Below are 25,955 nucleotides of genomic sequence, written 5' to 3'. Positions count from 1 at the left end.
GTGAAGCGCTGTTTTAACTATGTCTTTCTTCTTGCCTTAACATTGGTAGGCCACCCCGTCTTGGCCGTTAAGGGCGAGTCTGAGGGAATTGTCGTTACACTGGCAACATTAGATGGGTTAAAACAGCGCATTATCAATAACGATCCGTCTATCGATCAAACATTTGAACAGTTAAACGCGTTTTTTACCGTCAACTCCAACCCCTATGACCAAGCTCGTTTTTTAAACCTCAAATCGTACAAACATATTTTAAAGCAAGACTACGTCGCCGGCTATCAAGCACTGTTAGAGGCACGAGAACTTGCCAAGACAACTGATAACAAACTCGCACTTGCCGAATCTTATCGTTTAGAAGGGTTAATTCTGGACTTTTCCGGTGAACACGCCCAGGCACTAGAAGCATTAAATAGTGCTATTAGCATACACCACGCGTTAGGTAGTGATGAAGTGCTTACCGTCTATAGCACAATGGGTAACGTGTATATGTCAATGCAAAACTTCGACATGATGTTAGAGTTTGGCAAAAATTATCTTACCTCTGCGCAACGCTTAGAGAGCCGAAAAGACGAAGGCACTGCTTATTTTTTTCTTGGCTTTGCCCAAAAGGAATTAGGTAACCACCAAGATGCAAAAATTAACTTTTTGTTAGCGCTAGACCTCTTTACTGACATTCAGTACCCCTTCATCGGTATTGTGTACATGAAAATGGCTGAATTACATATTGAAAAGGGAAATTTAACAGAAGCACTGAAATTACTGAGCCGTGCAGCTGAATCCGACCGTAAGATTGGATTTCGCTATAACGAAGGTTCACGATTATTACAGTTAGTAGAAATCTACCGTCAACGGGGTGAAATAGAACTTGCTATTAATGAGTTAGAAGCGGGACTTGAAAACGAAGCAATTAAAAGTGATAAAGCAACACTGCTTAGTATACTGGAACAGTTAATAACTCTCCTTGAATCTGCACAAAACTACCAAGCAGCGCTACACTATTCAAAGTTATATCAAACTGCATACAAAAAAAGTTTTAACGAGCAACAATCAGTACTTTTTGCGCTGAATCAGGTACGTTTGGCGGTGTCAGAAAAAGAAGAAAGAATAAAGTTGCTGGAAAAAGACAACCTTCTAAAAGAGCAGCGCAACCTGATCCAGCAAAAACAGAATACCTTCCAAACGTATTTCATCATTGGCGTAATTCTATCGCTGGGACTGGTAATAGGCTTGTTACTACGCACTCGACAACAGCGCAAAGCATTAAATAACCTGACTCATGATTTACAAAAGGCAACCAATGCTAAATCTGACTTTCTTGCCCGTATGAGCCATGAAATACGCACGCCACTTAATGCCATTATAGGACTGACCAAACTCTCACAACGCGCCGCAGAAGACCAAGAACAACAAACCAACCTAATCCAAATTGAAGGCGCGTCACAAACTCTGCTGGCCATCATCAACGACATACTGGACTTTTCAAAAATTGAAGCTGGTAAGTTAGACATAGAGTCGACCCAATTCAATTTAGATTCGCTAGTAAACCAGACCATTCGGCTTCACTTAGCTCGGGCTGACGAAAAGCACATTGAATTAATTCAACACATCGCACGAGATGTTCCCTTAAACCTAATTGGCGATCCGCTGCGCATTCAGCAAATACTTAGCAATTTAGTGAGCAATGCGTTGAAATTTACCGAAGAAGGACTGGTTTCAGTCAGTGTGAGATCAACCAAAGAGTCGGATATCGAACAGCTTGAATTTGAAGTAAAAGATACCGGCATAGGTCTAAGCCAGCGCCAAAAGGACAAGCTATTTCAACCGTTTAATCAGGGAGATGAATCCATCTCTCGCCGCTACGGCGGCACAGGGTTAGGACTGGCGATATGTAAGCAGCTTGCCACACTTATGGGCGGCGACATCTGGGTTGAAAGTCAACTTGGCAAAGGAGCCAGCTTTTATTTCACGGTAATGGTTAAACAAGACACAAGTAAGAAACTACTGTCGCCATCCAGGCAGCTTTCTTCCTTAAATGTGCTTATAGCCGATGATATCGGCGTATCGCGGGATGCCATATCTGAAGCGTTATCGATGGCGAGTATCCAGGCTGACATTGCAGCAGGAGGCAAAGAAGCCATTGCTAAAATGCGTATAGCAACCGCCAATCACACCCCTTATGATGTGCTCATCCTAGACTGGAACATGCCTGATATAGACGGGTTGGAAGTGGCTGCCATCATGAATCAGGAGCTGTCCACTAAACAACCTAAGGTGATCATGCTCTATGCATTTGAATCACCCCAAATGCGTGAGCAAGCTAATCAACTTGGTATTCACACCTTTATTAAAAAGCCATTTAGTACCAGTGAACTGGTAGACAAACTTCAAGAGCTTTGCCTTAACGTTAACACGAAAGCAGTGGCAGCAGACACAATGACTGTGCCTGATTTAAGCGGCGTTAAAATTCTTTTTGCAGAAGACAATACGCTTAACCAGAAAGTCACATTGGGATTATTAAATGATACCCATGCCACTATTCATGTGGTCAATAACGGGCAAGAAGCATTAAATACTCTCCGTGAGGATCCGACATTTAATGTGGTATTAATGGATATTCAGATGCCAGTAATGGATGGGTTAACGGCAACAAGAGCTATTCGGGAAGAGCTACAGCTTTCGTTACCTATTATTGCAATGACAGCACACGCCATGCAGCAAGATATTGACGAAAGCCTCGCCGCCGGCATGGACGGGCATATTAACAAGCCGATTGACCCAAACCGTTTTTTCGATGTGTTGGTTGAAGTACTAAACAAACAAAAGTTAAATGCCGCGCCAACCACACCGTCACCTGTTGCACCACACTCTCTTGATAATATCGATAAAGCGCAAGCCATGCAGGCACTGCTGAACGATGAAGCACTCTACAACGAACTACTCAATGACTTTGTGGCTCTTAACCCCGAATTAGATACCTTAAGAAAAGCAATAGATGAACGGGATTTACCCTCAATTGTAAGGATTGTCCATATCTACACCACGGCGTTGAGGTACATTGGGGCATACGCACTAGCGGAACTTGCCAGCTCGATAGAATTGGCAATTAAGCGCAACCAACAAGACAACATCGAATACATTCACGAGCAACTAGAACTGTTGTACAACGAGCTGATAGCTATGAACGGAAAAGTTGAAGAGAGTGTGGAACATGGACATTCAAATGAGGACAAAAGTAGTATTAAATGAATCTAATTTTGTCCATTTTTTAAATTAGTATTAATTGCAAACAAATGAGCGATTAATTTTGTTGTTTAAGAGCTATCCAAGCCACCTGTTATTTTCTCAATGAACACTACCCAACTGAAACGGCAGCGCTAAAAACGCTGCCGGAATCGGCTCATGGGCTATTTCATTACACTAACTGAAATTACTTTTAAGCTCGGCTTTGAAATTTGCGCTCTTCGGTATTTATTCGTATCTTCTCGCCAGTAGAGATGTATTCTGGCACCTGTACGACCAAGCCGGTTGATAAAGTAGCGGGTTTGGTACGAGATGTCGCAGACGCCCCTTTGATGGAGGGATCCGTTTCTACCACTTCCAATGCAACACTGGTAGGCAAATCAAGCGCAACAGGCTGCTCACTGACAATTAACACCTGAATTCCATCGGTGTCTTCATTGAACAGCAGTGCTTCTTCTGCGATTGCGTCTTTATTCAGGTGGTAGGGTGAATAATCTTCGTTATCAAGAAACACATATTCATCACCGTCCATGTAAGAAAAAGTCGCAGGGCGGCGTACCAAATCGGCCATATCCAGCATATCGGAGTCTTTAAACGTTTCGTCAAATTTAGCTCCGCTAACCACATCGTACATCCGCATGCGATAAATACTGCCACCAGCACGCCCTTGAGGTACCGAACGTTCGATATCCCGAACGATGCAGGTTTTACCGTTAAATACGATGGTGTTGTTCTTTTTTATTTCACTTGCCTTTGGCATGCTCACTTTCCTGATGATTTCGCCAAAGGAAATGAAGGCAGAGTTTACAGGCTCTTTTTATTCCTCTGGCGTAGCTTTATTAATGTTTTCCGTTTCATTATTGCCGCAAAGCGTCTTCAAGTCGACCAATAAAGGAGACGCGGTAATTTTGTGTAGTTCCGATTTACGGTGAAAAATAGAAAGCCGCACTAAAGTAGTGCGGCTTTTTAGCAAACGAGATTCGCTCGGCGATGTAGGTAATTAAATTCGTGGGATCCCCACAAACACTATCCCCTTCAACTATGTTCAGAGAACATTGCTCTAAAAAGTACTCTGACCCCATAGTTTAAAGTTGAATTACATTATCACCGCTGTCCCTGTCGATCATTTTGACGAATGGGTCAACCCCCACATAGGCAGGTTTTTCTTTTACTGTAACCGTAATGGTATTTTCCCCGCTGATGAGCTTGTGTTTCTGGTTGTAAAGCACCGTAGTGTTGTCCGACAAATCCTCCGGGTCACCGCTAAACAGCGCAATATCGATATACTCATCAATGCTACTTTCCGTTTCACGCCCCGCACCGTCAGCTTCATATTTTGCAGCCGACACTGTCATGGTCACTTCAAATTCGCCGTCTTGGGTTTGTTCAGCTTGTGCCGATACCATTTTCAAGTCATAAAGCGTGATGCGCTCAAACAAATCCGCAATAAATCGTTGCTCTTCTTCAGTAGCCTGGGCGTTTAGTGCGGCTTGTAAATCGAGCGTAGTCGGGTACGGGTTGTAACTGTACTGGTACTTTTCCAAGAAGTTTTTAAGTGCAGTGTTAACACGTGCTTCGCCTAAACGGTCTAAAATTGCCATCATGACGACCGAGCCCTTGCGGTAGTGAATATATTGCTGGTTTTCACTGCGCATAAACGGCATTTCCTCAATTAACTCACTACCGCGTTCTCGCAGATAACGATCCAGTTCGTATTTAAGAAAACGGCGCATCTTTTCTTCGCCAAATCGTTCACGCAATACCATAATGGCACTGTATTGAGACAGACTCTCGATAATAATGGACTGTCCCTGCACATCTGCCGCACCAACCTGATGCCCCCACCATTGGTGAGCAACCTCGTGCGCTGTGACATAGTACACATAGTCTATATCTTCTGGGTCGCGCAGATCGGCAATAAACCCAATTTCCTCTGAGTAAGGCACAGTATTCGCAAAGCTTTGTGCAAACGAGCGATAACCTGGAAATTCGATAATGCGCATCTGGCGGTGCTGATATGGACCAAAGGCCTCGGTGAAATAATCCAGTGAATCTTTCACACTTTGCACCATTACATCCACGTTCCAGTTGTGCTCTGGGTGGTAATACACCTCGATATTGACACCATTGTGTTCGTCTTTCTTAACGTCGTGGCGCGCCGAGAGGTACGAGAAGAAATTCATCATTGGCGCATCCATTTTGTAGTGAAAATAGTTACGTCCATTTTGCTGCCACTCTCGTTGTAGGTAGCCTGGCGCAATAGCAATTTGATCACTGCTTGTAGACACGGTAGTTTCAAAATCGATAAAAGTGACCCCTTTACCAAAACCACTTTCCGTATAGCGCGACGTGTCTTCCAGTTTATTTGCCCGAGGGCGTTCTGGTAGATCGCGTTTACGTCGCTCATGTCTGTCTGCAATAACGTATTGCGTATTAAACCCGAAAGAGGGAAACAACGAGTAATTATTAATAAACGTCCCGTTTTCCGCGACCTGAAGATCGAAATTGGTGTCTTTAAACCCCTTGTGTGCACGCACTAAAGTGATCGTACCATTTCGCGTTTCACCCGGCATCAGCGGTTGGTCAAACGTCATCCAAGCTGCAGAGAGATCCTCAAAACGTTCGGTGATTTGAGCCCCCGGGATCACTACATTCCATTCAGTGGTAAATTGCGGTACGGAAATTAACGAGCGTGTTATTGGTGCATCAAATGGATTGCTTACCGTAATGTCGACTGATGCTTCAATACGCCGGGCTTTGGGGTAAATGTCAACATTGGCATTAACGCGGGTTATCACCGGTATGAAGTCATCCTCGTACTGGCTGAATTGACGTTCGTATTCTGCTTGTAACTCGAACCCTTCGTCCTGCGTAAGGAAAGTATTCACAACCTTGGTGTTATAGTGAATATACCCTCCAGTCAGTACAAAAACGAGTAGACTTGCTGCCAGCAAGGTTTTTCCAGACGTACCTAACTGATAGCCCAGCAACTTGAAACGGTGCTTCAGCGACACTTCCGGCCCACGCTGCCACATGGCATAGCCAACAGTGAAAAGCGCCAGCGATAGTGCGCTCCAGTAAAGCATATACCAAGCATATGGAGCTAAGAACCAACCCCAGCCATTCAAGTCAGAATACAATACTTGTGGCGCGTCACCGAAGCTCCACATGTGGTGCTCAAGGCCAAGCTCTGCAAACACCAGACTGACAATGAAGTAAGCAACAAACAGCAGCATGCCGACAAATTTATTCGGACTTAACACCTGAATAAAAAATGCCAGTACAGCCAACAAAGCCCATGGAAGCCAGGATACAAAATAAATCCCGATAAAATAGGTGCCGAAGTCAAAATCAAAGTAGCCCTGTGAGAGCTGAAAAATAACCGTAAAGGCTATGCCGATAGCAAATAGCAAGGCCGTTACTGCCCACATAGCTAATAGCTTTGATACCCAAAAAACCAGGTTAAACGCGGGCGTAGAGTCGATGATATCACCCATACCCGAGCCGCGCTCTCGCCACACAATTTCACCGCTGTAGTACGTGATGACAATGATCATCATCAGCCCGTAACTTTCGCGAATAAACTCGACCATCTTGTAAGTTAGCGGCCAATCGGGTGTACCGTAAATGCCGCCGATAGGTATGAAGTAAACAGCTGAAAGGTTGAAAAACGTAAATATCATCAGCACTACAAGCGCAGGACTGAACAACACCTGCCGCATTTCAAAACCAATACGGGTTAGCAATTTACTAAATTGGCTGCCAACATGAGATTTTATGGTCAGATTTAATTTTTTTGGTGGCGCAGTTTTTGAAGCTTTGGTCGGTTTTTCTTTGCGGGCTTTCTGCTGCCAATGCATGTGGTAGATGTTGCCAATGGTAGCCAAAATCAATGCGCCTACACCAAGCCAGATTAAACGGTTTTGCAATAACACGCCGTCTAACGACACAATGGCCGTATTCTTATCAAACACGGTCCAATAACGCGTAACCTCGGCATAGGTGCGTAGGCCGAAGGGGTCGAGCAACGCACCAATAGTGCGATATTCTGGCTCGGAGGTTATTACCCCACTAATCACATAAAAAATGAAGATCCCCATTGCCACCAGATACGCCGCCATCATTGAGCGAAGGCGCTGAGCGATAGCATAAAATATCATGCCTAGCGCCAGTAAACTTGGCACTGAGAAGTAGAAAAAGGTAGTTAAATAAAAGTTTAAATTTGTTGGGCCTAATCGCTCCTGATCAACCCAGGGCATTAGCGAACCTAATAATATTGCAATTGGCACCATAGCAAATACGCAAATGCTGACTAAGTAAGCACCACAAAAGCGCCCTAAATGGTACGACAGCGGTGTAATAGGCCGAGTATATATCAGTTCACCCATGTTACTGGAGTGATTACGTGTGGCCGTGCCGGAAACAAAATTAACTAACAGGAATAATGCAAAAATACCCATGATGAGCGTGGTTTGCGTGATGGCATACGAGCCGTTGTAAAGTACATTACCACCGCCACCAATGCGAACATTGTCGGTAGTTGTTGCCAAAAAGGGCAGCATGAAAAACGCCAGCATGGTGACGTAAAAAGACGGCTGGCGAAGGTAGTATCGCCATTCAAAAGTCAGGCTATTTAAAAACATCGTAGCTCTCCTTACGCGGCAGTTGCAGCGCGGCTGTTATGCAGCGTAGAGAAATACACGTCTTCAAGGTTAGCCGGTGCTTGTTCGAACCCTTCTGGCGGCGTGTCTGCCATTACGTGGATGACGTGCTTACCCGCAATGAGTCGCGCCGAAATAATGTCGAGGTGTTGCTCAACTTCCCGATATTCTTCCTGACTGACCTGTTTGCGCCAAATTCGCCCTTTTAGCTCGCTTGTCAGCGTAATTGGATTACCTTCTAGTAAAATTTGTCCCTGCCCCAAAACTGCCATTTTCGGGCAAAGTTCTGACACATCATCAACAATGTGTGTCGACAGTATAATGACCTTCTCTTCACCCAAACTTACCAGTAAATTGTGGAAACGATTACGTTCTTCAGGATCGAGCCCCGCAGTAGGCTCATCAACAATAATGAGATCGGGATCACCCAGTAGCGCCTGAGCAATACCAAAACGCTGGCGCATACCACCCGAATAGCCACTCACAGCCTTATCTCGGTGTTGCCACAAGTTAGTGTGAACCAATAAGCTTTCAACCGCGTCTTTGCGCTCTGACTTACTGTCTATTCCTTTTAGTACCGCAAGATGGTCGAGCAATTTTTCGGCGCTAATGCGCGGATAGACACCGAAATCCTGTGGTAGGTAACCAAGGCGCTGACGTAACCCATTAGGATCGGCTAATACATCAATATCGTTAAACTGAATGGTACCGGTGTCAGGTGTTTGCAGGGTTGCAATGGTTCTCATCAAAGATGATTTTCCAGCACCGTTGGGGCCCAATAACCCAAACATGCCTTTGGGAATGGTTAGGTTAATACCGTTTAGGGCTTTCACCCCATTTGGATAGGTTTTAGTAAGGCCGCTAATATTGAGCATGATCATTCCTTCGGTTTTTTATTATTCAAATTCCACACTACGCATCATTGCTTAATTTGTTAATGGGAAACTTGTAACAAAGTACTAAACCTACTCGGAAAAAAGGGTCAGAGTATTTTATTGCTGGAATGTGATCTGACCCATTTTTTAGCGGTTCTTATGACTATTACTATGGGCAGCTTCCTACACTCCATAGGGTATCGTCGTTGGAGTACAGAGTATTGGTCCCCCAGGTAGAGCCGGGCATGGCGTTATCCGAACCATTGGCGAAATAGTCAGGCGCAAACACATTTCCGGTACTGTAAGCCCTGCCAGCTACTTTGTGGTAGTAGTTACTGGTTGTAAATTCGACGCAGGTGGTGGGGTTATCGCCGCCGCTGTTGCCACCTCCGCTACTACACACTTGTGCAGGTCCGTTACACGATCCATCGTCGTCTTGCCAAGTACAATTGCCGTCAGTTTGCACTGTTTCAGTCAGTTTAAATGCGTTGGTGGAATATTCTAAATAGCAGGTAGCGTAGGCGGTATAGTCCAAACGGCCTGCCGAAATATGTTCAGACAACGTGGCAGTAACCCCGGCATCTATCACCACACTAATCTGGGTATTAGTCGACAGCCCACCCGCATCATTAGCCGTTATCACAATGCTCTGCTGACCGCCTGGCAGGTCACAAGCGCTAGCCGTAAAAGATAAGCCATCCAGGGTTGCTGTTACATCGCCCGTTGAATAGCTCACAATAACATTAGCAAGGTCTTCATTGTCATCGTAAACATCCCCCGAAACCGTCGCGCATTGCCCAGACACAGTGGCGATAACATTAGATAACACCGGAGCAATGGGTGGCGGTGGAGGTCCAACGCGTGCTGTCAGTATTGTTTCAGCGGATACCGCGGCGGCATTGTCTACTGCCGTCACCGACACCACATACAGTGCATCAGCAAGTACGGCACTGGTAATTGAAAAAGTATCATCAGGTTGCGTGATTGTTGAATACTGGAAAGTACTACCCGCATTGTCACTTATAAGCACATTGATTTGATCAACACTGCCCTCTTGATCAACCGCGCTGCCCTGAACAATTAACTGTCCATTAGAAGATTGCACCGTTACACCACTTAGCTCGGGAGGCTGATTGCGATCGACCCGTTTATTATTATCAACAAAAAACTGCCCCAGATAATTCGCATAATTGACCCCACTGCCATTGATGTATGAGCCACTTGCGCCAGCACCACCCGACCATGCGTGATCGACACCGTTTAGCCAAAGCATAGAAACGCGCCCGTCTTGCCAGAGAATTTCTTCAGCGGTACGACTTCCTGAGCCAATAATAGTAGTGCCAGGCTCTTCAGAAACGCCGTATACGCCCGCCATGCCTTCAGCATTTTGCCGGTTGTAACACGTATCTACCGTGGTATCTGCATCACCATGGGCAATAGAAGTAATCTGATCATCAAACGATGCACTGTAACTACCTGCGTATTGTTGACAGCGTGTGGTGACATCGGCGTACTCACAACTGCCTATTGCACCGCTTGAGCTTGTGCCTATGCTAGGTCCGGCGCTTATTCCCATGCCGGCAAAAACATCAGGTGCCAAACAGGCAGTGGTATTGGCAAACGCCGCGCCCGATGACAACCCTGCAATGTACACTTGGTCAGCATCAATGCCGTAGTTGCTATTGGCGCTAAGTGAGTTTGCCAGCGACACTAAGTTGGCATAGTCACCGGCAGTGCGAGATTTAACGCCCTGCCAATAAGACCAGCAACTAAACCCGGCTTTATTCATTGCATCGGGTACGGCAATCACCATACCGTAATTCTCTGCGGCCTCTTCCAAATTGGCAGTTAAGTATGCATTTATCGACTGAGTGCATCCGTGCAGCACCACTAACAGTGCGCGGCCTTGCCCGATTGGCGACTGCGTATCTGGTGTATAAATGTGTACATTGTTAAACCCTCCCATTGCCACATTCTGTTGCCAGCTACCTGCATTTGCCCCAAGCGAAGTAAATAAACACACTATGCAAGCCAGCACACTATTGCCTGCGAAAAGCGTTAACCTAAAACCTTTACCCAATCCCATCATCATGCCCTCTCGTTTATATCAAGTCGTACAAATCCCAAGCATTATTTACATTCCATTAACAAATAGATGTAGAACTTTCGTACAGAGGGTTGAAGGGTAAAAATTCGTAGCTGTTGATTTTTATTGGCTTTAGTTAATTCCTAACGTGTGGGTAAAAATGTCCCAAAGCCCTTTTTGTGGCCTAAGTCCGCGCTGATTTGTTCGTTATTAACGGCTTGTTGACCGTTGATGAAAACGTGTTTAACAATCCCTGGGTTGCGATTTACTAAACGCCTTAAATCAAAATTTTGCATTTCTGCCCAAGATACTTGATTCAAATTTTGATCAAGCTTGGTGGGATCGATCACAACCACATCGGCACGGTCGCCTTCACGGATCTTTCCGGCGTCTATTCCAAACCAGTCAGCTTGGTCGCCCGTTACGCGCCAAATGGCTTGCTCGATAGTCATGATTGGACTAGCCTTCTCTGCCGACTCCTTGACTAACTTTAGAAACCTCAGAGGCAAATTGTAAAAGGCCATATTGCGAATGTGTGCACCTGCATCGCTGAAGGTAATGAGTGCTTTGGGATCTTGCACCATTTTTCTTAAGACATGTTCACGATGATTGGCAATGGTGGTAAACCACCGCAGTTTAGTGCCGTATTCCACTACCAAATCAAGAAACAAGTCGACTATATGGATGCCCCGTTGCTGCGCTACTTGAGCAAAATTTTTGCCAATTATAGAAGCATCCGGACATTCTAAAATTACAGCGTCAGAGAAATCCCGTTGCCATACCCGCGGGCTTAGCTTTTCGCCGTAAAAAGCACGAAATTCGCGGCGATATTGCTCGTCTTTTAACAACGCATTGCGCGCAACGGCATCTTTGAGATCGAGTGCCATTTCCCCTGCACCAAATTCTTCAAAGAACACCACGTCAATGCCATCGGCATAAACGGTAAATGGCGTGGGAAGCAACTGCCAGCGAAAATCGCCTCTGCACAAGTTGGTAATTTTAGACGCCAACTTGGTGAGTATGCGTAAATACACGCTGCCCTTTAAGTCCATTTGGCTGATCAACGTGGTTTTAAGCGGGCGACGAAACCACCCGATACATTCGCGCATATACTGGGTAATTTGCAACGGCGCAGAGGCATCGGGCGCACCTTGGTGTACGCGATCATAACGCCGTACTAGTTGGTTTAAACGTGCAATTTCCGACCAGTGGGCATAGGTACTGGGTAGGCTTTTTGACCATTCGCGATCACCGTCTACCTTATCCCACTTCAAACACATGGTGGATAGGCCAACAAAACCTTGCTGCAACGCTTCCTCAAGCACCGCTTCCATTTGAGTAAGTTCATCTTCACTGGGCATGACCGCTTTGTCAGTGGCGCGAGACAGCCCCATTACACTGGTTCTTAAATCACTGTGACCCAGCATACTAATGACATTGGGCCCAAGCGGAAGGTTTGATACGTGTTCCACCCATTGTGTGGGTGTCGACCAGTTTTTCGTACGCTGTAAAATTGGCAGGACCTTTTCTCTTGGTACGGTTTCAACACGGGTAAAAATGTCTGACGCATCTTCGCTTTGGCTGCACACCATACTCAACGAACAGCTTCCCACCATCACTGTTGTTACACCATGCCTCACCGACTCTGACAAACTTGGACTCACTAACAGTTCAGCGTCGTAGTGCGTGTGGGTGTCTAAAAACCCAGGCGTTATCCACATGCCTTCGGCATCGATGATTTGGTCGGCGTGGTGGGCGTCAAAGGTGGTAGGCGATACCTTGGCAATTCGACCGTCTTTTATCGCCACTGACATAATGGCTGATGGCTTGCCCGTACCGTCAAAGTACCTGCCCTGGTTAATCACAACGTCATATTTCACGATAGGTCATCCACAACAACGTTTTAGGTTAATGAAGTGTAAATAATGCCAACGCAAAGGAAGACTTACTTGTCATTTCGTGCCATTGTGACATTTTTACTGGGCGAGGTTTTTCAACTTGCAGCATTCCTATTTAATTCGCACCAGCTCATTGTTCGGCTTTGAACAATTAGTGCTGTCGTTAGGCGGCGACCCCACAGCATTGTTGGCGCGCTACCACCTTGAGTTATCAGCACTTACCAGCGAGCGCCAAACAGTTGAAGTTAACCTTGTCGCCAATTTACTAAATACGTGTGCCGAAACCCTGAATTGCCCATTGTTCGGGTTGAGATTAGGTGCCATGCAAAATTTCAACATGCTTGGCGCGCTAGGCGTATTAATTGAAAATTGCGACACCGCGCGTAAAGCAATACAACTGCTCCAGTCTTACATGGCCTATCACAACCAGTCTGAGTATTGGGACTACTTGGAATACCCCAACTTAGTGGTCATTCAACGGTTTGACAATTTCACGCAGCAAAACAACACGCAGCAAATAAGGGAACTGGCAATGAGTGCGTGTTTTCATCTGTGTCGCGCTTTTTTCGGGCGACATTTCGCCCCGTTAAGACTGGAGTTTAGCCATAACAATACAACAGACATAAAACGCTATTCTGCGCTGTTAGGTATTGATGTGATGTTTAATACTGAACGCGACGCGTTGGTATTGTCGGGCAATGCGTTAGACCTGCCAATCCACCAAGAAGACCGCACCATTAAAGCCAGGCAATTGGAATATTTAGACACGCTTCGCGGGGACTATCATCAACCTATCGATGAACGTGTATCCTCTTTATTGCAACAATCAATGGGCTCGCAGCTAGCGAACATTGACAACATTGCACAAATCCTCAATGTCAGCCGACGCACCTTACAACGCCAGTTGGCACTGCAGGGGCTTACCTTTCGCCAGTTATTACACGATGTTCGGATAAACAAAGCAAAATGGTATTTGGCATCCAGTCAGATTGATATTACGTTGCTGTCTTCCCTGCTTGGCTATACCGATGTGAGTAATTTTTCACGGGCGTTTCGCACCAGCGAAGGTTGTTCGCCCATGCAATGGCGAAAACGGAGTTGGGAGAAGAGTAATTAAAAGGGGGAATTCACTTTAAACCTGTTTTAAAAAAGTGGGAATATCCCCGTGGGCACGGGGAATACCGGTGATATTGTTTTTTCTATCCGTTGTTTTGGAGCAAGCGTAAATCAGCAGGCTCTAGACGCTTACGTTTAATTTCCATATATGGTCACCACAACAGCGCCACCTAAACCAACATTATGCTGTAACCCTAATCTGGCACCTTCTACTTGCCTTTTACCCGCTTGACCTCTTAAATGCCATGAAAGCTCGGCGCATTGTGCTATACCTGTAGCACCAATTGGATGCCCCTTTGACATCAGCCCCCCAGAGGGCCCAATCACAAATTTACCGCCATAGGTATGATCATTGTCAGAGATCAGCTTCACAGCCTCTCCTTCTTTACATAACCCTAAAGCCTCATAACTGATCACTTCATTTGTGGTAAAACAATCGTGTAATTCAATTACATCAATATCTTGAGGTGAAATGCCAGCAATATTGAATGCCTTTTCGGCGGCGTTTGCGGTCATTCCTGCGCCGACTGAGAATATAGGATCTTTCCACGACTCTTGCGTATCTGTCGCCATCGCTTGCCCCAATATTTTTACCCCATTTTTCACACTATATTTTTGGGCAAAGTTTTCGCTACATAAAATGGCAGCCGCTGCTCCGCAAGTAGGAGGGCAAGCCATAGTCCGCGTCATGTACTCATCAAAAATGACTTTGTCATTAAGTACTTCTTCAACGGTGATTGATTTGGTAAACAGTGATAGTGGGTTGTTAATTGCGTGGGATCTTGATTTAACGGCTACTTTTGCAAAGATATCGCGAGAGACATTATATTTTTCCATGTAGTGTTTGCCAGCCGCGCCAAACGCGCGTAATGCAATAGGCGCATTTGGAATATCAAATTTATCATAAACCAAGTTTGCTCTATCAAATGGACTTTCTCTGTCTTCCCAATGAGAGCCGAGTGCTCCAGGTTGCATTTCTTCAAAACCAAAAACGACAGCGCACTCCACTTCACCGGATAAGATAGCTTGTCTTGCGACATACAGCGCTGTAGAACCACTTGAACAGTTATTATTCACATTAATTATTGGTATTCCACTTTGAGCTACATCATAAAACGCATGCTGGCCACAGGTACTATCTCCGTAGATATATGATGCATATCCTTGCTCTATTTGGCTGACGTTTATACCAGCATCGGCTATTGCGTCTTTAATGGCTTTTGAAGCCATAACTCGGTAGGGCTCATGCAGACCTGGTTTACAAAACTTGGTCATTCCAACGCCGGCAACTATAACGTTTTTCATTCTTTACCTATTTTCTTACTGATTCTTTTTCTAAAAACTATAAATGAGTTGGTATTGTAATAGCTTACCCACTTTTTCTATTAAAAACGCCCGAGGCTATTTCGTATTTTTCGGCGTGAAGGTTAACATCGAGTTTTTCCGCGTACTGTTCAAGACGCTGCCTTTGCAATTTCGTTAGCGACTCATTAACCAGCACCTTCACCACTTTATCAATGGCTTCAACGTGATTATCTTCAAGCTCATCGCGCTCTTTCAACTCCACTATCACTTTTAACAAATTAAATGCGACCTGCTTATCGCGTGGAGAAAGAGTAAAAGCCTGGAGTAAGTTTGTAAAAGTAGGCATTAAGCGACTTTTCTTATAGTTAGTGGCAGCCATGCCCTTCAGTTCCTTCGGAGTAAAGCGAATTTCCTCGCGCTGGTGTGACTCTTCCTCCAAATATTTGCTAACCACTATAGATCTAAACGAATCAGATTCGAGTTGTGCTTTTAATCCCTTTAATACACTCTTTGCCTTTTCTCGCATACCAAGTTCATGAAATGCCTTCATTTTGTCGAGATTGTCTTCAAGCGTATAGTCGAGAGTGTCTGTAGAACAATCTTTAACCAGTGCTTCGGCGACATTCTTCTTACCATTGCAGCATAAAATACGTGCTTTCAATATTGATAGCTGTTCATCAAAGCTTTTCTGCAGTTCAGGTTGCAGCGCCAGTTTTTCAATTTCATGCTCTGCTGCTCTGATATACTGTTCAGCCTCTTCATCGGCAGACGTTGTGGCTACATCAATAGTTGTGCGGATGACATTAAGCGTTAACTGCGGTGAATCATGAATAGAGTTTTTGGCGTTTTTTTCCATACTCTTTACCGCGGTTAATTGACCGAGGTTGTCGTGGTTTAACCGAGCCAATTCCCACAAGCGCTTATTGCGCTCTATGTTTCTCGGGGCCAGTTTGCTTGCTTGCCTAGTTTGTTCATAGGCTAAATCAAACTTTCCTTTCTCTATGAAGTATTGCGCGAGCAAGTCGTAGGTAAGAAAGCGGGTATCACGGCGAGCAACGAGTTTATCAATCAGATCTTGTGCTTCTTCTAACTTATCTTGCAGCAGTAACGAATTCGCCAAGCCTATACTTACCCAACCTTGCTTCATTGTGGATGACAGTGTCTCGAAATAGCGTTGTGCGCCTTCATAATCTTGAAGTTTGATGAGGCAATCGCCAATTAGCCGTCTTATTTTGGGGTGATATTCTTTAAGTGAAGCGTCCTTCAATTGGCGTTCAGCGTAATACATTGCACTTGAGTACTCGTTTGCTTGCATGCAATAGAGCATTTTGTGAAGTTTGAACTTGATCTGTAATAAATAGTTTAGGCGATTTTGAATTAAAGAGCGCTTAAGTGGTTTTACCCAAAAGTCATCGGGCTGGAGTTCGACCACGCAATTGACCAATTCACTGGATGTTTCGGCACTTAAAAAAACAACGGTGGTTGTGCTTTTTATAAAATTTAAATATTTGAGCTCTTCGAATAAATGAAATCCATCCCTATCTTGGCTAACGTTGAAAGACAAAAACACGATGTCGTAATGCCTTGCGTGATAAAGACGTTTAGCATGAAACTCGTTGAAAGCACTGGTTACGTATGAAACGCCCAGGGAGTGTAACGCGGGCTTAATAACACTATGAACCAGATTCTGGCTGTCAATAATGAGGGCTCGTAAATTTTCTCGAGGAGTAGGAGCAGGAATTTTTTCCAACATCTATAGTCACTTATTGTTTCTTTCCTTGGTTACAACAGCTATTAAATTGAAAATAATTTTAAAAACTGCACGACACAAACACCTTATATTTGCATCCATTATTGTAACTCGTTCGTTCAATCTAGGTTATACATACTTGCCGTTTTTGCAAAAAAGATTTTCACGGAGTGAATACCATATCATTGGCACTACTGCGTATCCAAAACCATCCAGTAACGGCATGGCGAATTGATAAAAGCATGTTAAATAGCAGACTAAACTCTCATAAGAATTTTTTGCCTGATTCTGATATTAAAATGAGTGATTACAGAGGTTTGAATAAGCAAAGCTAAATAGTATTTAGAATCCAGTCAGATTGATATTACGTTGCTGTCTTCCCTGCTGGGCTATACCGATGTCAGCAATTTTTCACGCGCATTTCGCTCCAGAGAAGGTTGTTCGCCTATTCAAAGGCGAAAGCGAAGTTAGGAGAAAAATAGTTAAAGGGGATGGATTTTGACAAAGTAGGGTTTCTATGACAGCTTAAATTACTTTGATTATAAAAACTTATGTTGCTTTGACTTGTATTGAGCAGCTGCGAAAATGGAATTTCAAATGTACTTAAAACTTGCCTGTGTTTTTATAAGTGTTGTATTAAGCGCTAGCTTTCACGTAAATGCCAAAGTACGTGGCGAAGCAAAAGTTACAGCAATAAAGTCAGAGGTTTTGGGTGAGTCGCGAGAACTGCTTATTCATTTACCCAATAATTATTCCCACTATAACAACACCACCTACCCTGTTTTATATTTGCTAGATGGTCAGCGCAACTTTGCGCATACCGTCGGCACGCTCGATCTACTCAATCAATCTGGTATGGCACAAGAGATGATTGTTATCGGTATTACCAACACCGAGCGTACTCGCGACTTCACGCCTACTTATGATGAAAGCTACAACCAGTGGGGAATATCAGGTGGTGCAGACAACTTTTTAGACTTTCTTGAAAAAGAGCTAAAGCCGTTTGTAACATCGAACTATCGCACCAACAACTACGCAATTCTTGCTGGGCACTCGTTAAGCGCCCTTTTTAGCGTGTACGCTCTGCATGAAAGGTCTGAACTATTTCAAGCATACTTCGCATTTAGTCCAAGCCTGTGGTGGCACGAAGAAGTGATATTTTCAGAAGCAAAAGCGTTTTTTGCGTCAGGTAGCGACCTTAACAAATACCTTTATATCAATATGGGTAACGAAGGTGGAAACATGCTGAGCGCATACGAACGTTACGCTGAACTACTAAAAAGCAGTGTAAGAAAAGGATTTACCTTTGATACCGAACTAGATACATCAGAAAGCCACAATACTACTGCGCTTGCAGGTATGAGCTTAGCCCTTCAAAAACAGCTTAATTCACTACGCCCAACAGGTGCGCTAATACAAGAAGGTATTCCTGCGTTAGAGCAATACTATAAAGACCTTTCGGAAAAATACGGCTTTCAAGCTAAGCCAGAATATAAAGCAGTAAACCACGCTGGCTATGCAGCGCTAAAAAAACAAGACTTCGAATCTGCCATCGCGATTTTTAAGAAAAATGTAGCTAGCTTCCCTAACAAATCTGATGCCTACGACAGCTTGGCAGATGGCTATGAAGCTAAAGGCGATTTAGCCATGGCGCTTACAATGAGAGAGAAAGCGCTAGCAATGAGCTATGAAGAAAATGTTGAAAATGGTGCTTATAAAACGCGGTTGGCTAATTTGCGGAAGAAGATTGAGGAAGGTGAAGAATTAAAAGAAGCCGACCTTTTAAAAACCGGGCTAGCAGAACGCATTCGTATTGAAGGGCAAGAAGAAGACTTTCAGTCTTTGGAACAAAGACAGGCGCATTATGATGTGCCTGGGGTGTCAGTCGCGTTTATGAGAAATGGGCAAATAGCATGGACCATGCAAAGTGGCGTTAAAGATGTAACTACTGGATTGGTTGTTGATGAAAACACGGTCTTTCAGGCGGGCAGTATTTCTAAACCGGCATTTGCAGCTGTAATAATGAAATACCGTAAAGACAACCCTTTAGATTTAGATACAGACGTAAATAACTTACTCACCAGCTGGCAGTTGCCTGAACATGAATGGACTGGGCAAGAAGAGGTGTCGTTACGCCGACTATTAAGCCACACCGCTGGCACCACAGTACATGGCTTTCCTGGTTACGCGGCTGGCGAACCTGTGCCTATCTTGCAACAAGTGTTAGAGGGTGTGGCACCTGCCAATACCGACGCCGTTGTTGTGGACATTCAACCGGGCACGCAGATGCGTTATTCAGGTGGTGGCACTACATTGGCACAGCTTACCTTACAAGATGTGGCTAACGAACCCTTGCCGACCATGGCGCAACGGCTTTTATTTACGCCTTTAGGTATGATGCGTTCTGGCTTCGAGCAACCCATATCGTCTAACTTATCAAACAATATGGCTACGCCTTATGACGGCGACGGCGCCCCAATTAAAGGTGGTGCGCATACCTACGCCACACTTGCAGCAGCTGGCATGTGGAGCACGCCATCAGACATCTTGAAAATGGCAAGCGGTGTACGAAGTGCGTATTTAGGGCAAAAAACCGACTGGCTATCGCAAGCGAGTGCACAGGAAATGTTAACCAACAATACACCAACCAATGAAGCACCGAATGTTGGTATAGGCTTTTTCATCAATATGGACGACAACGGAAAAATTCTGGGCTTTGGTCACGGCGGCGCAGATGCAGGCTTTATGTCTCAGTTATACATTGAGTTAGACACCGGTAACGGCTACGCCATTATGACGAACGGCAACAATGGTATGCAGTTAATAAGAGAGCTCGAAATTCGCTTAAAAGAAGCATTAGACGTAGGCTACTCAGAGCCTGAAATTAAAACATTAGTACCTATTACCCAAAAAGAATTAAATAAATACATTGGAACCTATGTGGTGACCAACCCTGTTAATGTTGATGTAGTGCTAGAAGAAAGTCCAGATGGCTTCGTGCTGAATGCCTTACCTTATGTAGAGAATGAAAGGTATTTTCATGAGGGTGAAGGACGATTTTTCGCTAAGAACGGCAGTAGTATTCGTTTTGAGAGCGATACTGAAAGCGAAGGCGGTTTTGCTAAAATGCTTGTGATGGATAATAACATACGGGGTGTTAGGAAAGAGTAGTTGCTCTGGACCGAACAGGTGGTCTGATATAAACAAACTATAGTCACTCCCTGCCTATAAACGACAATTTTGTTTTAGGCTATGTGCTCGGTTCATACGAATCTCAGACAACAACATTCGATGTTTACTGCTTTTTTCGATGTTCTGAGTGCGCTTAGTCTTAAAAGAATTTTCAGGGGTTGCATATAGAATAGCCGCTATGTTTTCTTTGAAAGACTAAGCTGATATATCCAACACGTTAACTGTTGGGAGTGAAACTATGTTTAATACAAATGATTTCAGCGTTCTTATTGGAGTAAATTGGGCTTCATTCAAGCATGAGGTTTGCATCTAGCGCGCTGATGCTACAAGAGGGTTAGCATTTGTAAAGCACTCAGCTTGATGCTCCAAAACGGGCAGTAAGAGGATTACCGCATTTTTTGACGCCCATAACTTACTAACCCTGTGAACCCTAGCCAAGCCAAGCTGATACCACCCAACAAAATCAACAATTGATACAACCCGTTTAAGCCATAACCACTGTGCAGAGGGTACAACTGATTTATCAGATTATACTGCCAAGGGACGGCATCTGAACGAGGGGTGACTTCTATGCGATTGGACCTGGCATATACATTTACTGAGGTTCTGCCATTGGAATGCCATTCATTCGGCAGGCGGAAACGAAAACGGTAAAAGTCATTTTTGTCATTGGGAAATCGAATATAAGTAAGCTTTCCATCCGGAATTTGTTGCTGCGCCGCGGTCAATGCCCTTGATGCTGAAGTAGGAACGGGCGTGGTTTTGCGACCTTTGTCTACCTGTTGCATTGCAATGGGGTTTAACAGCGGATTGACCAGTTTTTGCCACAGCATAATACTGCCCGTAAGAGCAATTATCAGTACAACCGGAAAAACAACAATACCACTATGGCGGTGTAACTGGAGCACACTGCGTAATTTAAATGGCCAGGGTTTTACAAACTTCCAGCGGAAACCTTTGCGACCCGGCCACCATAAAACAACGCCACTGATCAGCAGAACGATAGCAAAAATGCCAGATATGAGTAGAATGCGCTGGCCGGTTTTCTCCAGCAGCAATTTGGTGTGTAAATGATGAACAAAGCTGAAAGCGTCCAACAACCACAGGTTAGACCTATAAGGGGTTAAATCGTTAACCGCCAACAGTAAATGTTGTTCATCGGCACTGGTGATTGTCCAGTAGGGTTCTCGTTTATTTGGAGCTTTCGCTCTTACTGCGCCTCGCTCAGCTAATATTAGTTCGATGTGATCTATCTGGGTGAGTAGATTGCGCTGTGAAAAGTTGGCTGGTAGTTCGGCATTGTGAGTCACCAACAGCCGAATCAGGGGCTTTTTGTACACAAGTAACGTACCGCTTAACGCCGCCGTTATTAAAGGTAGTATGGCTACTAGTCCCAGCCAGCGATGCCAGAAGCGGAGGCGAAAAAATTCGGTTCGTTTCATTTAGGCCAAATGTGGTTAATCAGGTGCTCCACTTTTAGCAGAACACCTGTTGAAGATTAAAAACTTAACAAGAATGAGGCTGAAAAACTGCGCCCCATGCCCTTAAAGTTACGTTTATCATTCGGATTGGATTGTGAATAGTAGGTATAATAATCGGTATCAGTCAGATTCTGAATACCCAGTGTAATCACGCCATCAAATGCTTCAATATTGGCGCTAAAGTCCGCAGTGGTGTATCCGTCAAACTGATTGACTATATTGTCGCTGGCATCTTTTTGATCGCGATCTTGTAAGTGATTTACTTGTAAACGGGTGCTGATGGTATCTGTCCAGGCACGATCCCAACTTACATTAATACGATTTGGAGCAATATTCGAACCACCTAAATCGCTGTCAACTGAACCATCTTGATCAGAATCGTAACGTCCATCAGAGCTTGCCAAACGAATACCAAACGTGTCTGAATCGGTAGCAAGCCAGTTCAGACTGAATTCTATGCCATCTACTTCCGTTTTCTCACGCTTTACGCTGTAAACGCCGTCGTCGTTACGTTGCAAACGTTGGCCAAAATCAGAATCCGATGTGTAATAAGCCAATTGCGCTCGCAACACATCCCCGGCATATTCCAGGCCTAATTCGTTATTTTCAGTGAGGATGGGCTTTAAATCCAGGAAGGTAGCCACACTTTGGTCTGGTACATTGATACCTCGTAGCACGCGGCCGACGTCCGGCATTGAGAAAGCCTCAGAATAATTGGCAAACACACGCCAAGCTTGTGTAAGTTTGTACGTGCCGCCTAAATTAAACAAGGTTTTGGAAAATTCCGGATCCCCTCCTTCCACAAACTGATTACCATAAGAAGCTAAAGTGGTGAAATCATCCACCTGCAATTTTGATTTTTCGTAACGAATACCTGCGGTGACCGATAATGCTGTGTCGCCCGCATATTCGATTTGGGCGTATGGCGCAAAGTTGCGATATTTTGTAGGAGGTACCCAGGCACGCCCAGTTTGGATAAGTGCTTGCCAAGTTTCATCTTGTAATAAATCCAAACCATAAATCAAATCAACAGGTAACCCTAGCAGGTCTTTATTGACCAACGTGATTTTAACCCCGGTTTTTTCCGAATTATTTTGCGACTGGTCAATTAAATCAGGGCCATAAGCAGGGTCCTGAAAGGTTCTAAGCGGTGTTGCTTCAGCACCATAAGTTCCCGCAAAATCCTGGCGGAAAAGCTGAACGGATAACTGCTGACTAAAAAAGTCTTGATGACTGTAACTTACACTCATTGTTGTGACTTTATTTTGTGCCGCTTCTCCATCGGGGGAGCCTTTTTGGGCACTGCTGGAAATATCAGCATCTACATCACCTGCAACTGATATCCAATCATTTTTGCCTTCCACCTGATACCGGTTAAACATGACTTCTACACGCTGTCTGTCCCAGTCATACCCCGCTTTGATAAAGCCATCAAAGCTGGTGGCATCCATCGTGTCACCCTGGGTATTGTCCACCCCAATCAAATTTCCGTTGGCATCGTATGCCATGCCTGTTGTGCGGTAAGTCACTGCGGCCAAAACATCGCTGTTTTCAAAACGATTGGCTAACGCGTAATTAATGCCAAAGGCACTTTCTGATAACTCGTCAGTTTGAAAGCTGGTATCGAAACGAATTTTTTGTTCAAGACCGTCGCCCGGTTTTTTGGTGATCAAGTTAATAATACCGCCTGCGGCACCTAGTCCATGAATAGCATTGGCGCCATGCAGCACTTCAACGCGTTCTAGTATGAAAGGATCAATAGTATGGCCATCACGACCGCCACTGCGCAGTGGGTTGGATTGTGGAATACCATCAATCAGGTACAGGGGTTTTCTACCACGTAAACTTTCACCTGCGCTGGTCATTTTCTGACGGCTAGGTGAAAAGCTGGGTACTAAATTGCCTAAAACGGTGGATATATCCTGTTGTACCGCTAGCTGTTGTGCAAGCTGTTGCTGGTCAATCACGGTAATGGTATTGGGGATTTGGCTTAGCGGTTTTTCCATTCTGGATGCGGTAACTACGACGGTTTCAACTTCATCGATATCAGCAAAAGCTGGAACAACCAGCAATTGAGCGGCAGTTAACGCAAAACACAATTTTGATAACGGGAACGACATTTGGAAATATCCTCGTTGAGAAAGCAATAAAAATACTAAAAATACAAATGATAACCATTACCAATAAAATAACACGATGTATCTGGAATAAACAGACGTAATAGGTTGTTTGTCTAAAAAGTGGATATTGCCCTTTATAGAAAAGTACTGTATCTGAAAATTTTGATGACGGAGTGTAATCATATTTGACAGTCCCTTGTGTACGTGGAGCTGCCGTTCGGCCCGACAGTCATTTCATGTATTCGCTTTAATTTTCACTCACCAGTTTTGCGAACGCCTAAGTGTATGACTAAGCTGCTTAAAGCTATACTATGCCAATAGTGATATATTTGTATGCGAAGTGTTGTTCGCATATAAATAGGTTCGCAAAATAGTAAAAGTGACTCCAGCGCAGTCACAGCAGAGGATAGCGGGTGATAGCCCGATATGATAAAAATTAATAAGCGATTCTTAGGGTCCGCTTCATGTAAATGTTAGGTACACATCAATGCACACTATGGAGAAAGAATCTATTGGCCTTAGTATTTGTATTGATGCACTCAATAATATTGTAAATCATTCGCTCGTAGAACTACGCGAAGTAGCACGACATCCAGGTGAATACGAAGTGTATTTCCACGATTCTGTCCATAGAGAGCTATTCCTATTACGGGCTCTTGATTTTGTAAAAGAGTCCAGTGATAAAAGCTTAACAGGCGTTAAAGGCTCATGTTTGGATGTATTACGGCATGCTTGTGAAACTGCATGTTTCAATCGTGAAAATAGCGTAGAAAATCTAAAAAGAGCAGTAAATTCACTAACTGAATGGCTTAACTATAGAACTCCTATGACTTTTTGGCTTCCAGACCTTGATATTAATGCTAAGTTAAATGTTTCAAGGCTAGAACTTCTCCATGTCTCAGGCAATTATTCCAAGCACAATTTATCTAGGCTTACCGGTGTATCAAAGTCCATTCACAAGATGCTAGGTGATAATGGCTATGTAGTAAGCTTGGAATCTATCCCTTTTACCATTGATTATTTTTGCGAGCATCTCAATAGTAACTATTTTATTTACTACTGTTCTTGGATTACTGAGTTGTTAAATAATCTTCGTTGGGCTATCTATGATTATCTATATTTGTCATTTCAAGAGTTAGGTATCAGAAAGAGTGAGTTTCATTTTACTTATAACTTCCCTAGTGAAATTGACAATAAAACAAAGGAAACATGGTTTTGGGGTATGATGAATGGTGTATTGCAAAAACCATATTTAAAAAGATTCAAAGCAGCTCATTACCTAAAAAACGAAAGCTCACTAGAATGGAGTGAAAATGAATAAAGTACCTAACAATGCGCTCAACAACGGACGCACAAAAAGCGTGCGCCCGTTAGCTTAACCGTTTGCCACTGGATCACTATGAGACTTTTATCACTTCTTTTTCTAATGACATTTTATGCTCATCCGAATTCTTATTATGAGGAAATTCAGTGCCCAGATTTTGACGAGAGCACAGCAATCCAACTAGAGCCTGAGAAAAGTTATTTCAAGGACAAAGTAAGGGCCAGAGTCACTATAGAAAAGGTTTCAGATGACCAGCTATTAGAATTCCACAAACAGTTTAAAATGCATGAAAGGCCAATTGAACTGAGCTTGAACAAAGAACTAGCAAGCCGACTCGGAGCCAAAGTTGTTTACAGAATGAAATACTACAGAGAAAAATATCAGTCAGCGAAAAATCACATAACAACACACGACATTGTTGCGCCAGTTGTTTTTGAAACTCCGCATGGTTTTCTGGCTGGAGATTCGAGAGGTGAGTTTGGAGGCGAGTTAGTTTTTGTAAACAGAAGTGGGAAAGTTAACATCCTCAAAGATATGAATGTTGAGGACATATATAAATTCAGTTTTGGGTATGTGGTAACAGAAGGCTTAAGCCATATGATGAGCAATAGCGGCACGATTTACCTCGTACACTTTGTTCAAGGGCAACCAGAAATATCAAAACTCCATGGCTTAATCGGAGCACCAAAATCCAGCCTCAAGCTGTTGAGTGGTGATCTTCTGATAAATACAGATCATGGAAGCCAGCTTCTCAAGAGAGATGGTTCTCTTATCAGAGTAAGGTGTGTGGGTGGCTAACAATACGCTATTGTCGCTCACTTCGTTCGCTGGGACGCATACACGTGGGCTGCTTCGCTTTTTAGCCCACATGTATGCGCCCCTTATTTAAAAGTTAGCTCTTCAGGAGAAG

15 protein-coding genes are annotated in these 25,955 nt (G+C 44.1%); 6 read left to right on the top strand and 9 right to left on the bottom strand.

Annotation, left to right across the window (positions count from 1 at the left end; genetic code table 11):
- Positions 1–3,243 carry a tetratricopeptide repeat-containing hybrid sensor histidine kinase/response regulator gene (locus tag ACMCM8_RS03615; protein WP_412725552.1) on the top strand — a complete coding sequence of 1,081 codons (3,243 nt, stop codon included), beginning with the start codon at positions 1–3 and terminating at the stop codon, positions 3,241–3,243.
- A gap of 187 nt (positions 3,244–3,430) precedes the next feature.
- On the opposite strand, the gene efpL is transcribed toward ACMCM8_RS03615, so the two are convergent.
- The 5 genes from efpL to ACMCM8_RS03590 form a co-directional block, all read right to left on the bottom strand.
- A complete protein-coding gene (gene efpL / locus ACMCM8_RS03610) occupies positions 3,431–3,997 on the bottom strand; it encodes an elongation factor P-like protein EfpL (RefSeq protein ID WP_412725550.1) in 567 nt (188 codons plus the stop codon).
- 325 nt (positions 3,998–4,322) lie between these two features.
- On the bottom strand, positions 4,323–7,880 hold the full coding sequence (locus ACMCM8_RS03605; protein ID WP_412725548.1) for an ABC transporter permease/M1 family aminopeptidase: 3,558 nt from the start codon (positions 7,878–7,880) through the stop codon (positions 4,323–4,325).
- 11 nt (positions 7,881–7,891) lie between these two features.
- Positions 7,892–8,773, bottom strand: coding sequence for an ABC transporter ATP-binding protein (locus ACMCM8_RS03600; RefSeq protein ID WP_412725546.1), 882 nt, complete (start codon positions 8,771–8,773; stop codon positions 7,892–7,894).
- 169 nt (positions 8,774–8,942) lie between these two features.
- Complete coding sequence (locus ACMCM8_RS03595) at positions 8,943–10,865, bottom strand: extracellular catalytic domain type 1 short-chain-length polyhydroxyalkanoate depolymerase (RefSeq protein WP_412725544.1); 1,923 nt, start codon at positions 10,863–10,865, stop codon at positions 8,943–8,945.
- Between the two features lie 137 nt (positions 10,866–11,002).
- A complete protein-coding gene (locus tag ACMCM8_RS03590; protein WP_412725542.1) occupies positions 11,003–12,739 on the bottom strand; it encodes an N-acyl-D-amino-acid deacylase family protein in 1,737 nt (578 codons plus the stop codon).
- A gap of 118 nt (positions 12,740–12,857) precedes the next feature.
- Here ACMCM8_RS03590 and ACMCM8_RS03585 point away from each other — a divergent pair, with 118 nt between their 5' ends.
- Positions 12,858–13,874, top strand: a complete 1,017-nt coding sequence (locus ACMCM8_RS03585) for a helix-turn-helix domain-containing protein (protein WP_412725540.1) — start codon at positions 12,858–12,860, stop codon at positions 13,872–13,874.
- Between the two features lie 134 nt (positions 13,875–14,008).
- Here the strand turns inward: ACMCM8_RS03585 and ACMCM8_RS03580 are convergent, their stop codons facing one another.
- Entirely contained in the window at positions 14,009–15,178 is a 1,170-nt protein-coding gene (locus ACMCM8_RS03580; RefSeq protein WP_412725538.1) for a lipid-transfer protein, read from the bottom strand.
- A gap of 64 nt (positions 15,179–15,242) precedes the next feature.
- Positions 15,243–16,931, bottom strand: a complete 1,689-nt coding sequence (locus tag ACMCM8_RS03575) for a response regulator (protein WP_412725536.1) — start codon at positions 16,929–16,931, stop codon at positions 15,243–15,245.
- 354 nt (positions 16,932–17,285) lie between these two features.
- On the opposite strand from ACMCM8_RS03575, the gene ACMCM8_RS03570 reads away from it, so the two are divergent.
- A complete protein-coding gene (locus ACMCM8_RS03570) occupies positions 17,286–17,399 on the top strand; it encodes a hypothetical protein (protein ID WP_412727606.1) in 114 nt (37 codons plus the stop codon).
- A 126-nt stretch (positions 17,400–17,525) separates the two neighbouring features.
- Positions 17,526–20,099: a serine hydrolase gene (locus tag ACMCM8_RS03565; protein ID WP_412725534.1), complete on the top strand. Its 2,574-nt coding sequence runs from the start codon at positions 17,526–17,528 to the stop codon at positions 20,097–20,099.
- Between the two features lie 407 nt (positions 20,100–20,506).
- On the opposite strand, the gene ACMCM8_RS03560 is transcribed toward ACMCM8_RS03565, so the two are convergent.
- Together ACMCM8_RS03560 and ACMCM8_RS03555 are read right to left on the bottom strand one after the other, a co-directional pair.
- On the bottom strand, positions 20,507–21,562 hold the full coding sequence (locus ACMCM8_RS03560) for a PepSY-associated TM helix domain-containing protein (protein ID WP_412725532.1): 1,056 nt from the start codon (positions 21,560–21,562) through the stop codon (positions 20,507–20,509).
- Positions 21,563–21,618: 56 nt separating this feature from the next.
- Entirely contained in the window at positions 21,619–23,721 is a 2,103-nt protein-coding gene (locus ACMCM8_RS03555; RefSeq protein WP_412725530.1) for a TonB-dependent receptor, read from the bottom strand.
- 496 nt (positions 23,722–24,217) lie between these two features.
- Here ACMCM8_RS03555 and ACMCM8_RS18155 point away from each other — a divergent pair, with 496 nt between their 5' ends.
- The gene (locus ACMCM8_RS18155) at positions 24,218–25,042 is read left to right on the top strand and encodes a hypothetical protein (protein ID WP_432759736.1); all 825 of its coding nucleotides are present in this window, start codon (positions 24,218–24,220) and stop codon (positions 25,040–25,042) included.
- Positions 25,043–25,120: 78 nt separating this feature from the next.
- Positions 25,121–25,843 (top strand): hypothetical protein, encoded by a 723-nt coding sequence (locus ACMCM8_RS03550; protein WP_412725528.1) that lies wholly within the window; start codon positions 25,121–25,123, stop codon positions 25,841–25,843.
- Positions 25,844–25,955 lie beyond the last annotated feature (112 nt).

The sequence above is a fragment of the Alteromonas sp. D210916BOD_24 genome (assembly GCF_047159385.1).
Classification (GTDB): domain Bacteria; phylum Pseudomonadota; class Gammaproteobacteria; order Enterobacterales; family Alteromonadaceae; genus Alteromonas.
This window is presented reverse-complemented; position numbering and strand designations above follow the sequence as displayed.